This window comes from Pseudacidovorax sp. NFM-22, from assembly GCF_021401245.1.
GTDB lineage: Bacteria > Pseudomonadota > Gammaproteobacteria > Burkholderiales > Burkholderiaceae_C > Xenophilus.
Genome location: NZ_JACBFY010000012.1, coordinates 55,528 through 68,422 on the forward strand (window position 1 = coordinate 55,528; position 12,895 = coordinate 68,422).

General features: G+C 71.2%; 13 protein-coding genes. 5 read left to right on the top strand and 8 right to left on the bottom strand.

Features of this window, described 5'->3' with window-relative positions; translation table 11 throughout:
- Window positions 1–13 precede the first annotated feature (13 nt).
- Window positions 14–241, bottom strand: coding sequence for a helix-turn-helix domain-containing protein (locus L0984_RS28485; protein WP_234197788.1), 228 nt, complete (start codon window positions 239–241; stop codon window positions 14–16).
- A 468-nt stretch (window positions 242–709) separates the two neighbouring features.
- Here L0984_RS28485 and L0984_RS28490 point away from each other — a divergent pair, with 468 nt between their 5' ends.
- The 3 genes from L0984_RS28490 (at window position 710) to L0984_RS28500 (ending at window position 4,046) form a co-directional block, all read left to right on the top strand.
- Window positions 710–1,687, top strand: a complete 978-nt coding sequence (locus L0984_RS28490; RefSeq protein ID WP_234197789.1) for a Bug family tripartite tricarboxylate transporter substrate binding protein — start codon at window positions 710–712, stop codon at window positions 1,685–1,687.
- A gap of 10 nt (window positions 1,688–1,697) precedes the next feature.
- Window positions 1,698–3,443 (top strand): thiamine pyrophosphate-requiring protein, encoded by a 1,746-nt coding sequence (locus L0984_RS28495; RefSeq protein WP_234197790.1) that lies wholly within the window; start codon window positions 1,698–1,700, stop codon window positions 3,441–3,443.
- A 171-nt stretch (window positions 3,444–3,614) separates the two neighbouring features.
- Window positions 3,615–4,046 carry a MarR family transcriptional regulator gene (locus tag L0984_RS28500; protein ID WP_234197791.1) on the top strand — a complete coding sequence of 144 codons (432 nt, stop codon included), beginning with the start codon at window positions 3,615–3,617 and terminating at the stop codon, window positions 4,044–4,046.
- 87 nt (window positions 4,047–4,133) lie between these two features.
- Here the strand turns inward: L0984_RS28500 and L0984_RS28505 are convergent, their stop codons facing one another.
- Complete coding sequence (locus L0984_RS28505) at window positions 4,134–4,994, bottom strand: LysR family transcriptional regulator (RefSeq protein ID WP_234197792.1); 861 nt, start codon at window positions 4,992–4,994, stop codon at window positions 4,134–4,136.
- A gap of 124 nt (window positions 4,995–5,118) precedes the next feature.
- Between L0984_RS28505 and L0984_RS28510 the strand changes: the two genes are divergently transcribed.
- Together L0984_RS28510 and L0984_RS28515 are read left to right on the top strand one after the other, a co-directional pair.
- On the top strand, window positions 5,119–5,961 hold the full coding sequence (locus L0984_RS28510) for an oxidoreductase (protein WP_234197793.1): 843 nt from the start codon (window positions 5,119–5,121) through the stop codon (window positions 5,959–5,961).
- Between the two features lie 48 nt (window positions 5,962–6,009).
- Window positions 6,010–7,419: an MFS transporter gene (locus L0984_RS28515; protein ID WP_234197794.1), complete on the top strand. Its 1,410-nt coding sequence runs from the start codon at window positions 6,010–6,012 to the stop codon at window positions 7,417–7,419.
- A 50-nt stretch (window positions 7,420–7,469) separates the two neighbouring features.
- On the opposite strand, the gene L0984_RS28520 is transcribed toward L0984_RS28515, so the two are convergent.
- The 6 genes from L0984_RS28520 to L0984_RS28545 all read right to left on the bottom strand — a co-directional run bounded on the left by L0984_RS28520 (window position 7,470) and on the right by L0984_RS28545 (window position 12,895).
- The gene (locus L0984_RS28520) at window positions 7,470–8,708 is read right to left on the bottom strand and encodes a PrsW family intramembrane metalloprotease (RefSeq protein ID WP_234197795.1); all 1,239 of its coding nucleotides are present in this window, start codon (window positions 8,706–8,708) and stop codon (window positions 7,470–7,472) included.
- Window positions 8,705–9,325, bottom strand: coding sequence for a hypothetical protein (locus tag L0984_RS28525; RefSeq protein ID WP_234197797.1), 621 nt, complete (start codon window positions 9,323–9,325; stop codon window positions 8,705–8,707). Before L0984_RS28525 ends, L0984_RS28520 begins: the two co-directional genes overlap by 4 nt.
- A gap of 50 nt (window positions 9,326–9,375) precedes the next feature.
- On the bottom strand, window positions 9,376–9,708 hold the full coding sequence (locus L0984_RS28530) for a hypothetical protein (RefSeq protein WP_234197798.1): 333 nt from the start codon (window positions 9,706–9,708) through the stop codon (window positions 9,376–9,378).
- Between the two features lie 200 nt (window positions 9,709–9,908).
- The gene (locus tag L0984_RS28535) at window positions 9,909–10,607 is read right to left on the bottom strand and encodes an HAD family hydrolase (RefSeq protein WP_234197799.1); all 699 of its coding nucleotides are present in this window, start codon (window positions 10,605–10,607) and stop codon (window positions 9,909–9,911) included.
- Between the two features lie 210 nt (window positions 10,608–10,817).
- The gene (locus tag L0984_RS28540) at window positions 10,818–11,699 is read right to left on the bottom strand and encodes a citryl-CoA lyase (protein ID WP_370646226.1); all 882 of its coding nucleotides are present in this window, start codon (window positions 11,697–11,699) and stop codon (window positions 10,818–10,820) included.
- Complete coding sequence (locus tag L0984_RS28545) at window positions 11,696–12,895, bottom strand: CaiB/BaiF CoA transferase family protein (RefSeq protein WP_234197800.1); 1,200 nt, start codon at window positions 12,893–12,895, stop codon at window positions 11,696–11,698. Before L0984_RS28545 ends, L0984_RS28540 begins: the two co-directional genes overlap by 4 nt.

Genomic DNA, 12,895 nt, shown 5'->3' on the forward strand with positions numbered 1-12,895 from the left:
GCTAGGGAAAAAATCAGCCCTTACTGGCGACGTGCTCAAGCAGTTCGGATACGGGGCAGCAGAAGTAGGTACAGAGCTTGTCGACAATGTCCGTCCCCGTGCTGTAGCCCTTCTGGTTCAGGATCTTTGAGAGCGTCATTCGATTGACGCCAGACGCCTCAGCCACCTCTTGAATAGTGATGCGGCGAGCCTCGTTGAACTGCTTCTTTTCAATCTGCTCAGCAAGCTTGAACCGAATCACGCGATGCTCCGAGAGAGCGGTTGGCTGGGATCTCCGGCCGACGCAAAAAGCCTAACGGTAGGCGGGAAGGCATTATGTAGATTTTTCGCTGCGTTTGATGATTTTCATCATCACTTAGTCTCGGAACCAGGCACCGACGCTTTGCCGCACGCCCACCTTGGCTCCAGCAGTGGAGTGACGCCATTGATGCCGAAGCTGGCGACCCAACTCGTAACGTTTCGGCTCAATCGCCAGTCACGCCCACAGCACGCCTCACACCCCTGCCAAGGCTCTAACCCCGTGACCGCGCCGCGTCCTCGTTCACGACAGCGAGAACCAACGCCGCCGGCTCAGCCGCCGCACGTCGGGCTCTGCGGGTAACTGCTGACCCCCCTCCCCCCCTTCCCCCCTAGCATCCCCAAATCGCTCACATATTAGTGATCTGCCCCCCGAGCGACGCCCCAGGCAGTCACGACTCAGGAGACAGACATGATGAAGCTCTTTCGTTGCGTCCTCGCGGCCGCGCTGTCCGTGGTCGCGGGGGCCGGCCTGGCCCAGGAGGCCTACCCGTCCAAGCCCGTTCGCATCCTCATTCCCTACGCCCCGGGCGGCGGTGTGGACGCCGCGGCCCGCCTCGTGGCCCAGTCGCTGGGTACGGCGATGGGCCAGAACTTCGTCGTGGAGTCCAAGCCCGGCGGCAACACCGTGATCGCGGCCGAGGCCGTGGCGCGCGCAGCGCCGGACGGCTACACGCTGCTGCTGACGGGCGGCTCCACCATGACGCTGCTGCCGCTCACGCAGGCCAAGCTGCCCTTCGTGCCGCTCAACGACTTCGCGCCGGTGGGCCAGGTGTCGCGCCTGCCCTACTTCCTCGCGGTCTCGGCCACCCAGCCCTACAAGTCCGCGAAGGACCTGCTCGCCGACCCGAAGGCGCGGGACGGCTCGCTGGCCTATGCCAGCAACGGCATCGGCTCGATGGCGCACATCGGCACCGAGGCGCTGATCCAGCGCGCGGGCGCCAAGATGATCCACGTGCCCTACAACGGCTTCACGCCCGCCATCGCCGATCTGGTGACCGGACGGACGGTGATGGTGATGGCCGACTTGGCGCCGCTCAACGCGCAGATCCAGGACGGCAAGCTGCGCCCCTTGGCCGTCGCCTCCGAGAAGCGCTCGCCCTTCCTGCCGGATGTGCCGACGCTGGCCGAGGCCGGCTTCCCGGGCACCGAGTTCGAGGTGTGGCTCGCGCTCTACGCACCGGCCAAGACGCCGCGCGCCGTGCTCGACAAGCTCTCGGCCGAGCTGAACAAGGTGCTTTCCAACACCGCCACGCGCGAGGCCTTCGTGCGCCTGGGCCACGAGGCCGACTACGCCGCGCCCGATGCCGTGCGCCAACGCATCCAGGCCGAGCAGAGCGCCTTTGCCCCGGCCGTGCGGGCCGCGGGCCTGGCCGCGCAGAACAACTGAACTCGCCCTCATGGAACTCCAACGCTCCCCCGACCACACCCCCACCCACACGGCGTCGCACCATCTGCTGCAGGCGCTGCTGGACCATGGCGTCGAATACCTGTTCTGCAACCTCGGGACGGACCACGCGCCCCTCATCGAAGAGATGGCCCGGTGGCGGGAGCAAGGGCGCGCGTTGCCCCAGGTGGTGCTCTGTCCGCACGAGAACACGGCCCTGCACATGGCGGGCGGCTACGCCATCGCCACCGGCCGTGGCCAGGCCGTGCTGGTGCATGTGGATGCCGGCACGGCCAACTCGGCCATGGCCATGCACAACCTGTTTCGCGCGCGCGTGCCGGTGCTGCTGATGGCCGGTCGCGCGCCCGCCACCACCTTCAACCAGGTGGAGGGCGGGCGCGACACCTATGTGCACTTCGTGCAGGAGCCCTTCGACCAGGCCAGCGTGGTGCGGCCCTACGTCAAATGGGAATACACGCTGCCCTGGCCGTCGATGGCGGCCGAGGTCATCGCCCGCGCCCACTCGGTGATGCAGAGCGATCCGCCGGGCCCCGTGTACCTGATGCTGCCGCGCGAGATGCTGGCAGCGCCCTGCCCGCCGCAGGAGCTGCATCCCTTTCCGGCGGCCAGCCATCGGCCCGTCAAGGCGGGCGGCACGCATCCTGCGCCGATCCAGCAGATCGCGGAAAAGCTCGTGGCCAGCGAAGACCCGCTGCTCGTCACCGCCTATGCCGGGCGCAACCTGCGCACGCCCCAGCTGGTGGAAGAGCTGGCCCTGCTCATCGGCATGCGCGTGTGCGAATTCAACAGCGTGCACCTGAACATCCGCCGCGACAGCCCCTGCTTCGCCGGCTACCTGCCCGGCGCCTTCGCCGAGAAGGCCGACGTCGGCCTGATGCTGGACGTCGACGTGCCCTGGGTACCCAAAACCACGCGCGTCAACCCGAACGCCTGGTGGGCGCAGATGGACCTCGACGCCATCAAGCGCGACATGCCGATGTGGGGCTTCGCCACGCAGGCACGCATCGAGGGCGACAGCGAAGTCCTGCTCGGCCAGCTCATCGAGGCGGTGAAGGCGCTGGCGACACCAGCTTTCGAGGCGCGAGCGGCCGAGCGGCTGAAGACGCTCGAACGCGAACATGCCGCGCGCCAGCGCAGGATCGACGACGCCGCGCAGGCGCCCGGCGAGCCCGGCGCCATCAACCCGGCCTACCTGTGCGCCGCCATCCACCGGGCGCTGGACGGCTGCGACACCGTGCTCAACGAAGGCATCCGCAACACGCTCACGGTGTTCGATCAGGTGCCGCGCAACGAGCCGGGCACGCTGCTGGGCCTGCCGGGCGGCGGCCTGGGCTTTTCGGCCGGCACCGCGCTGGGCGTGAAGCTCGCACGGCCCGACACCCGCGTCGTGCATTTCGTGGGCGACGGCACCTTCTACTTCAGCAATGCCACCTCCACCCTCGCCGTGGCGCGGGAGTACGGCGTGCCGATCTTCACGGTGGTGCTCGACAACGGCGGCTGGTCGGCGGTGAAAGAAGCCACGCTGCGCATGTACCCCAAGGGCCGTGCCTTTGCCACCAACGACTATGCGTCGGTGCTGCCCACCGGCATGGACTTCGCCGGCGTGGCCGAGGCCGCCGGTGCCCATGGCGAGCGGCTGGTCGACCCGGCCGATGCAGAGGCGGCCATCGCCCGCTGCATCCGCGCGCTGGACGAAGGCCGCAGCGCCTTGCTGCACGCGCGCATCGCGCCGCTCTGAGGAGCGCTGGCAAGAGGGGCTCCATTACCATCCGGGCGACCCGCAGGCCGCCCCATCGGGTGGCCGCCCGACCGAAGCCGCATCTTGACGAACAAGCCCGCCGCGCGCAGCAGCCAGCGTCGACCCCCACCCTCCAATCCAGCCCGTGCGCAACCCCGGCGGAACCTTCCCTTGCTGCTGCTGCAGGTGCGTGCGGCCATCATTGGCCGCTTTCGCCATGTGCTCAAGAAGACGGGGCTGACGGAGCAGCAGTTCCGCATCCTTCGCGCGCTCTACGTCCGCGGCACGCTGGAGCCGCGGGAGCTCTGTGCCATCTGCCACATCTCCAGCCCCAGCCTGAGCGGCGTGCTCGCGCGCATGGACAGCATGGGGCTGGTGCAGCGCGAGCGGCACCCGGACGATCAGCGCCGGCAGCATGTCTCGCTCTCGCCCCGCGCCAACCAGATGTTCGCGGACGTGAGCGAGGACATGGAGGCGGTCTACCAGGAACTCGAAGCGGCCCTGGGCCCGGCCTTCGTGGACCAGATGTACGCCATGTGCGACACGGTGCTCGATGTGCTCAAGCCGGCCGAGGGCGAGGCCCCGGCCGAGGACGACGCCTGAAGACGGCGTCGGCCTGATCTGCCCCGCCTCGATGGGGACAAGGCGCGACGTCACGCCGCCGGAGCCGCTCAGCGACTGCGCGGCACCTCACCCCTGCAACCCCGCCACATGCTCGTTCACCATCGCAATGAACGCCCGCAGCCGATTCAGCCGCCGCAGGTCGCGGTGGTAGCCCATCCAGATCTCCCGCGCGGGCGGCTCCTCCGGCAGCTGCAGCCGGCGCAGGCCGCCCACCTGGTTGCCCACCACCTGCGGCAGCACGGCGATGCCGATGCCCTGGCTGCACATGCGTGCCTGCACGTTGCGGTTGTTGGAGGCCAGCAGCGGCCTGGCGTTGGGAAAGCGCGTCTTCAGCCACGCGATGTCCGGGAACTGGCCGGTGGAGGTGTCGTGCGTGATGAGCCGAAAGCCGGCACCGTCGCCGAACACCGGGTCGGGTGAGGCTGTCGCGACATAGACGCCATACGGCAGGCGCACCAGCTTGCGCTGCACCACGTCGGGCGCGTTGAAGGGGACGATCCGGAACGCGATGTCGGCCTCCCGCTGGGCCAGGTTGAACAGGCGCGTGCCGGTCAGCACTTCGAGGTCGACGTGCGGGTACGTCCTGGCGTAGTCCGCAATGATCGGCGGCAGGACATAGGCGCCGAACCAGTCGGCCGACGAGATCCGCAGGCTGCCCTGCAGCTTTTCTTCCCCGCCCGCCAGGCGCCGCTGCATCGCGAGCGCGCCCTCCTCCATCTGCTCGGCCAGCGCCACGATGCCGGCGCCCTCGTCGGTGGGCACCAAGCCGTCCGCGGTGCGCTGGAACAGCGTGTGGCCCACGGCCTGCTCCAGCGCCCGAAGACGGCGGCCGATGGTCGGATGGCTCAGCTGCAAGGCGCGCGCGGCGCCGCCCAGGGTGCCCGCCCGCACGACGGCCAGGAAGATGCGGACATCGCTCCACTCCATGCCACGACCCCTTTCAGAAATGAACGGGCAGCGTACAGCACTGTCAGTTGTCGAACAGATTCAGATCGCTAGATTCCTTCCATGCCGGCGCTTCGTCCGGCGCACCGCATCGAAAGGAAGAAGCATGCAGAAGAAGACCTGGTTGATCACGGGCTGTTCGGCCGGCCTGGGCCGCGCACTGGCCGAAGCGGTGGCCGCACGCGGCGACCGGCTGGTGGCCACGGCACGGTCCGTCGTCACGCTGGACGACCTGCGTCAGCGCTACCCGGAGACGGTGCAGGTGGTCGCGCTCGACGTCACCCGCCCCGGCGACGCCACGAGGGCGGTCGCGCTGGCCGAGCGCACCTTCGGCGGCCTGGACGTTCTGGTCAACAACGCGGGCGTCGGCTTCATCGGCGCCATCGAGGAAGGCGAGCCGCACGAATACCGCCCCGTCTTCGAGATCAACGTGTTCGGCCTGATCGAGACCACCCGCGCCGCGTTGCCGGCCCTGCGGCAGCGCCCGGGGCCACGCATCGTCAACCTCTCGTCCGGCGCCGGCATTGCGGGCTCGGCCGGCTCGGGCTTCTACAACGCGACCAAGTTCGCAGTGGAAGGGCTCTCCGAAGCGCTGGCCGAAGAGCTCGCGCCCCTGGGCGTGAAGGTGCTCATCGTGGAGCCCGGGCCCTTCCGCACCGAGTTCCTGGGCCGCTCGATGGCCACGGCGGCGCGACGGATCGACGCCTACGCCCAGACCGCCCACGCCCGGCGCGACTACCGCGAACGCAACGACGGCCGGCAGGCCGGCGATCCGGCCAAGGCCATCGCCGTGGTGCTGCAGGCCGTCGATGCCGACAACCCACCGCTGCACCTGCCCCTGGGGCCGGCGGCGCACAGGACGGCCGAGCGCAAGCTGGAGGCCTTTCGCGCGGACATCGCCGTATGGCGCGACGTCTCCATCGCCACCGACTTCACGCCCAAAGGCTGAGGACCGGGCCATGACATGCACCGGGGCCCGACCCTCATGAAGGCGTCCATGAACCTTTCGCAGGCCGAGCGCGGCGGCAGCGCCGATACCCGCCGCTGGCTGGCCTTGTGCGTGCTGCTGGCCGGCACGCTGCTGCCGCCGCTGGACTTCTTCATCGTCAACGTGGCGCTGCCCGCCATCCAGGCCGACCTGCAGGCGACGCCCTCGCTGGCCCAGCTCGTCGTGTCGGTGTATGCGGCGGCCTATGCCGTGACGCTGATCCTCGGCGGGCGGCTCGGCGACCTGTATGGGCGCAAGCGCATGTTCATCGCGGGCATGCTGGGCTTCGGCGCCGCGTCGGCGCTGTGCGGCTTTGCGCCATCGCCGGGCGTGCTGGTCGCGGGCCGGCTCCTGCAGGGCATCAGCGCGGCGGTCATGGCGCCACAGTCGCTGGCGTCCATCCATGCCATCTTCCCGGCCGGGGAGAAGGCGCGTGCCCTGGGCATGTACGGCGCCACCTTCGGCGCGGCCTCGGTGGCCGGCCAGTTGCTGGGCGGCGTGCTGGTGTCGGCCGACCTGTTCGGGCTGGGATGGCGCGCGGTCTTCCTGATCAACCTGCCGGTCATCGCGCTGGCCATTCCCGCGGCCATCGCCTGGGTGCGCGACAGCCGCGCCCAACAGGCGGCGCGGCTGGACGTGGTGGGTGCGCTGCTGATGGCCGCCGGCTTGCTGGCGCTGGTGGTGCCGCTCATCGAAGGGCGCGAGCGAGGCTGGCCCGCCTGGTGTGTCGGCGTGCTCGCGCTGGCGCCGCCGCTGCTGCTCGCGTTCTGGCGTTGCGAGCAGCGGCAGGAGCGTGGCGGCGGCGCGCCGCTGGTGCCGCCCTCGGCGCTGGCGTCGACTGGCCTGCGGCGCAGCCTGGCCGCCTCGTTCTTCTTCTACACCCTCGCGCCCTTCTTCCTGGTGTTCGCCGTCTACGAACAGGCCGGGCTGGGCCATGACCCGTTGACCGCGGGGCTGGCGGTGCTGCCGCTGGGCATCGGCTTTTTGCTCGGCCCCTTCAGCAGTGCGGCCGTGGCACGACGGCTGGGGGCCGATACGGCGGCATTCGCCCTGGGGCTGGAGGTGGTGGGCGTGCTGTCCGTCGCGGGCCTGACCTGGGTCGATGCGCCGGGCTGGCTGCCGGCACCGCTGTTCCTCATCGGGCTCGGCCAGGGCATGGCGCTGCCCGCGCTGGTGCGGCTGAACGTGGACCAGGTGGATGCACGCTGGGCCGGCCTGGCGGCGGGCCTGGTCAATGCCACGCTGCAGATCAGCGCGGCGGTGTCGACCGCCATCATCGGTGGGCTGTTCTTTGCGCTGTCGTCGCGCGGCACCGGCCCGGAGGCCGTGAAGGCGGCCTTTCCGGTGGCGCTGCTGGCGATCGGTGCGGGACTGGGGCTGGCGGCGGTCCTGAGCCGGAAGGCGCGGGCAAGGCCCTGAGGCCGCGCCGGCCTGCCCTCACCGACGGCGCAGGCCCGGATGCTGCTTCATCACGGCAGTCGCCCCACCCGCGGCTCCATCAGCACGCCGAGCGTCTCGCGCAGGCGCCGAATCCGCCGCTCGTTCTTCAGTGTGCGGCGCCCCCGCCCGTAGATCGACGCCTTGAGCACCAGCCGCAGCTGCTCGCGCTGCAGCCGGCGCTTGAGCCGCAGGGCGCGGCGGCCGTATTGGCGGCCGAGGGCGCGGCGGGCGCGCATCCGCTCCAGCGGGTCGCCCAGACGCTCGCGCTCGTCGTCGGCCAGCAGGTCGCGCTCGGGCACCAGGGCCTCGGCCTGGGCATGCAGGTAGGCGCCGGTCTCGCGGGTGGCGGCGCGCCAGATCAGCACGGCGGCCAGCAGCAGCGGCAGGCCCTTGGTCACCATCAGCAGGCTCACGCCCAGGTTGCTGTTGGGAAACCAGCTTTCCAGCCAGGGCGAGTTCCAGAGGAAGTGCATGGCCCAGGCCAGCGCAAAGAAGGCCCCGGCCATGCCCGTGCGCACCCAGCGGCTGCGCGCCGGGTGGCGCAGGTACCAGGCCACGCCGTAGGCGGCCACGGCGCTGAAGGCGGCATGGGTCCACGGGCCCGACAGCACGCCGCGGCTCAGCAGGTTCCACAGCACCGGGTAGACCTGGTTCTCCAGCGGGAAGTTGATGGCCGCGCGCACGGTGTACGCCAGGTTCTCCACCACCTGGAAGCCCAGGCCCGCCATCGCACCGACGATGAGCACCGACAGCTCGGTGCGGAACTGCCGGCGCGCCATCTGCACCAGCAGCAGCACGCCCGCGAGCTTGAGGAATTCCTCGGTGATGGGGCCGGCCAGGGCCGGGCCCCAGGTGGCGGCGAATTCGGGCGAGACCTGCTTGGCCGCCAGGCTCTGGATGGCGCGATTGGCAGGCGCCGCCAGCGTGGGCGCGGCCAGGCCGCCCCAGGCAAAGGCCAGGCCGTAGGCCGCGGGCCGGTGCTGCGCCAGCAGGTCCATGGCGCCGAAGGCCGCCATGAACAGGCGCGCATACAGCGCCCAGGCCAGCGTGGCCAGCAGCGCCGCGACCGGCACCACGCGCAGGCCCGACAGGTAGAGCTGGCCCATGGACCAGAGCCCGAGCAGCAGCAGCGCCACCATCAGCCAGAAGGCGGCGCGCCGCGGCTGGAAGAAGGGCTCCTCGGCCTCGAAGGCATGCAGGCGCGCCAGGGCCGACGACTCGGCGGGCGATGCGGCGGAAGGTGCCGGCGGCACCGCAATGGGGGTCATGCGGCGCCCAGGTCCATGGAGGCCAGCATGTCCTGCGCCTCGGTCAGCGCCTGTGCGGCGGCGTCGGTGTCCTGGTTGGGGCCGTAGAAATCGACCGTGACCATGGTGGCGCGGGCGCCGTCCATCACCAGCCACAGCCGGCCGCTCAGGCGCGCGCCGTAGTAGGCGAAGGTGGTGCCCTGCAGGCCCCAGTCGGTGAAGAAGCCCGAGGGTTCGCCTTCCACGCGCAGGCGGTAGCCGCGCTCCAGCAGCCGCTGTTCGCGCCGCAGCAGGCCGTCGGCGTCGCCATGCCAGGCGGCGGTCTGCACCGAGAAGCTGTGGCCGCTCTTGACCAGCACCAGCGACTGGCCGGGCCGCGAGCGGGCCACGTCCATCTGCCAGCCGGGCGCCGGCACGAAGCGGGCCGGGCCGACGGTGAGCGGCGCGCCCTGCGCCACGGCCCGCGCGCCCGGCGTAAGCTGGTCCCACCACTGCAGCCCGCCCACGTACAGCGCCATGGCCGCGGCCAGGGACAGCGTGGCGGGCCAGGTGCGATGGCCGTGACGGGGCGCGTGGGACATGCCGGCGATGCTGCCATAGCCGGGCCGCGCGACGCTGACGCGGGAAGGGGGCGGCATGTCATCGGGGCAGCAACGCGCATGCCAGGACTGGGGCGCTGGGGCCGTGCTCATGCCTTTTCGGTGTCCAGATGGGCATCGCAGCCCTGCCCCGCCGCGATGTAGCGCCGGGCCAGGCGCGCCAGCCACGGCGCAGCCCGGCGCAGCGGGCGGGGCAGCCAGCGCTCGGGCTGGACGATCAGGCCGCAGCGGTAGACCTGCGCCCCGGCCTGCCAGACCAGCGCGGCGCAGGCGCCGTGCGTGCGCCGGCTGACCACCATGCCCAGCGGACAGGGCGCATGCGCGCAGCACACGCCGCAGCCGTTGCAGGGTGCGCCGTGAGCGGGCTTCTCCGGCGCGTCGGGTTGCAGGTGGATGACGCGATGGGCGCGGTGGCCGGTCATGGCGTCACGGCCGGGCGGGCGAAAACGAAGGGACACGCCCTTGCGTCGCTACCTCTCCCCTTGCGGGAGAGGGCCGGGGAGAGGGGAGACGCGTCGCCATGCACGGGGCCGTGGTGCGGCGCGCCCCCTCTCCCCCAACCCCTCTCCCGCGAGGGGAGAGGGGCGTCAGGCCATCGGGGCGCCGAAGGGGCGAGCATGACTCAGCGGCCTGGCCAGGCAGCCAGCAGCGCAGGGAGCGCCGCCATGTCCTCGAAGGTGGTCGCCGCGCCCACCGACAGCAGCGCCTGGCTGCCGCTGTGGCCGGGGCCGCCCGGGCTGTAGCCGAAGACGGTCGCGCCCGCGGCCACGCCGGCCGTGGCACCGGTGACGGTGTCTTCCACCACGGCGCAGCGCGCGGCCGGCACACCCAGGGCGGCGGCGGCGGCCAGGTACACGTCGGGATGCGGCTTGCTGCGCGGCGTCTCGTGGCCGCTGAAGATGCGGCCTTCGAACAAGTCCAGCAGGCCCACCTTGGCCAGCTGCAGCTCCACCTTGCGCCGGTCGGCACCCGAGGCGCAGGCGATGCGGCCGTCGAGCCGGTGGTGCAGGTCACGCACCGCTTCCACCGCGCCGGGAATGGCGACCAGTTCGCGCTCCAGCGCCTCGTTGCGGCGGGCCCAGAAGCGGTCGAGCCAGGCGCGGTCGATGCGCACGCCCGTCTCCTGGAAGATGCGCTCGGCCTCGTCCTTGACCGCCTTGCCGATGAAGACCTGCAGCGCCTCTTCCTCGGTGATGGCCCAGCCCAGCTCATGGAGCATGGCCACCAGCACGCGGTGGGTGATGGGCTCGGAATCGACCAGGACGCCGTCGCAGTCGAAGAGCACGGCGTCGAAGGGGAACGGGGAGGCTGCAGAGGACATGCGGGAAGGCGGGCTGGGGAAAGGATGACGACGGAAAGCCGACGAGCATAGCCGCCATGCCCCTCTGCGCCCCGCATGCACGCCCCTTGCCCCAATGCCGGGCAGTTGATCAAAGTCCGTTCGGGCTGAGGCAGTCAATCAAAGTCCGTTCGGGCTGAGCTTGTCGAAGCCTGGCCCGCCGCCGCGCCCGCAGACGACGGCGCGCCAGCCTCAGCGCTGCGCCGGCACCTCGCGCTGCGGCGGCCCGTCGTAGGTGGGGATGTACTGCCGCGGGATCGGCCCCTTGATGCGCACGTCCTGCGCGGTCTGCTCCCACGCATGCGCCAGCACGCCCACCGAGCGCGACAGGCAGAACAGCCCGCGTGCCAGCGGCGCCGGAAAGCCCAGCTCGGCATAGATGACGGCCGTGGCGCCGTCGATGTTCATGGGGATGGGCTTGCCCTTGGCGGCCGTCAGGCGCGCCTCCACCGCGCGGCCGATGCGGGCGAAGCGCCCGCTCACCTCGCCGGCCGCCGCGGCCTCGTCCACCAGCGCCAGCAGGGGCGCCGAGCGCGGGTCCACCGGATGGAAGCGGTGGCCGAAGCCCGCCACCACCTTGCCGCGCGCGGCGATGAAGGCGTCCAGGCCCTCCTGCACGGCGCGGTCCTCGTCGGTGCCGGCGTCCATGCGGGCGGCGATGTCCTCGTACAGCGCCACCGCCTGCTCGCCCGCGCCGCCGTGCACGTCGCCCAGCACGTTCACGGCCGAGGCCATGGCGCTGTTCAGGCCCACGCCGCAGGTGGCGGCCATGCGCGCGATGGCGATGCTGGGCGCCTGGGGGCCGTGGTCCACGGCGGCCATCAGCGCGGCCTCCAGCAGCGCGGCCTGGCCGGGCGTGGGCAGGTCGCCGCGGGTCATCAGCCAGATCATCTGGGCCAGGCTCACGCGCTCGCGGATCAGGTCCTGGATTGGGTAGCCGCGGTAGCGGATCACGCCGGGCGACATGTCGATGATCGACGTGCGCCACCAGTCCTCGGTGGTGCGGCGGGCGTCCGGGGCGGCTTTGGCGCCGGGGGCAGCAGCGCCAGCCGGCAGGTGTGCGGGATCGGTCATACGGCCTCGTCCTGTTGCAGTTGTGCGATCTCCTCGGCCGAGTAGCCGAGGCCGGCCAGGATCTCGCCGGAATGCTGGCCCAGCGTGGGCGGCGGCGTGTCGACGCGCGGCGCCTGGCCGTCGATCTTGAAGCCGGTGCGCACCACGCGGATGTCGCGGCCCACGCCCGGCACGTCGTCGAACTGGCCGATCATGCCGCGGTCGGCCACCTGCGGATGCGCCAGCACCTCGCCCACGGTGTAGACCGGCCCGGCCGGCACGCCGGCCTGGTTGAGCCGCGGCCACCAGTCCTCGGTGGTGCGGGCGGCCAGCGCCGCTTCGAGCTGGGCCTTGAGTTCGGCGCGGTGCTGCAGCCGGCCCTGGCGCTCGCGAAAGCGCGGGTCCTGCGGCAGGTCGGGCCGCTCCACCACGCGGCACAGGGCCTCGAACTGCTCCTGCTTGTTGGCCGCGATGTTGAGCAGCCCGTCGGCCGTGCGGAAGGTGCCCGAGGGGCTGGCGGTGAAGTTGTCGTTGCCCATGGGCTTGGGCGCCTGGCCGGCGATCAGGTGGTTGGAGACCACCCAGCCCATGGTCGCCATCACCGCCTCGAGCATGGAGACGTCGATGAAGGTACCGCCTTTGCGCTGGCGGTCGGCCAGGGCTGCCGCGATGGCGAAGGCGGCCGTCATGCCGCCGATGGTGTCGGCCATGGGGTAGCCGACGCGGTAGGGCGCGTTGTCGGGTGCGCCGGTGATGCTCATGGTGCCCGACATGCCCTGGATGATCTGGTCGTAGGCCGGCAGGTCGCGCAGCGGGCCGTCCTGGCCGAAGCCGGAGATGGCGCAGTAGACGAGGCGCGGGTTCTCGGCCAGCAGCGACTCGTAGCCCAGGCCCAGGCGCTGCATCACGCCGGGGCGGAAGTTCTCCACCAGCACGTCGGCGCTGCGCACCAGGCGGCGCAGCACTTCCTTGCCGGCGGGCTTCTTGAAGTCGACGGTGATGGAACGCTTGCCCGGGTTCTGCGCCAGGAAGGAGACGCCCATGTGGCGGCGATTCAGTTCCGGGTCGGCACCGAGCTGGCGGGCCAGGTCGCCGCCCTGGCGGCTTTCCACCTTGATGACGTCGGCGCCCATGTGGGCGAGCTGGTGGCAGGCAAAGGGCCCGGCCAGCACATTGGTGAGATCGAGGACGCGGATGCCGCGCAGCGAGGCCGGCAC

Coding starts and splice junctions, on each gene's coding strand:
- L0984_RS28490 (WP_234197789.1), top strand. CDS start 710: ATGATGAAGCTCTTTCGTTGCGTCCTCGCGGCCGCGCTGTCCGTGGTC.
- L0984_RS28540 (WP_370646226.1), bottom strand. CDS start 11,699: ATGACCGATCCCGCACACCTGCCGGCTGGCGCTGCTGCCCCCGGCGCC.
- L0984_RS28520 (WP_234197795.1), bottom strand. CDS start 8,708: ATGACCCCCATTGCGGTGCCGCCGGCACCTTCCGCCGCATCGCCCGCC.
- L0984_RS28495 (WP_234197790.1), top strand. CDS start 1,698: ATGGAACTCCAACGCTCCCCCGACCACACCCCCACCCACACGGCGTCG.
- L0984_RS28510 (WP_234197793.1), top strand. CDS start 5,119: ATGCAGAAGAAGACCTGGTTGATCACGGGCTGTTCGGCCGGCCTGGGC.
- L0984_RS28530 (WP_234197798.1), bottom strand. CDS start 9,708: ATGACCGGCCACCGCGCCCATCGCGTCATCCACCTGCAACCCGACGCG.
- L0984_RS28515 (WP_234197794.1), top strand. CDS start 6,010: ATGAACCTTTCGCAGGCCGAGCGCGGCGGCAGCGCCGATACCCGCCGC.
- L0984_RS28505 (WP_234197792.1), bottom strand. CDS start 4,994: ATGGAGTGGAGCGATGTCCGCATCTTCCTGGCCGTCGTGCGGGCGGGC.
- L0984_RS28535 (WP_234197799.1), bottom strand. CDS start 10,607: ATGTCCTCTGCAGCCTCCCCGTTCCCCTTCGACGCCGTGCTCTTCGAC.
- L0984_RS28525 (WP_234197797.1), bottom strand. CDS start 9,325: ATGCCGCCCCCTTCCCGCGTCAGCGTCGCGCGGCCCGGCTATGGCAGC.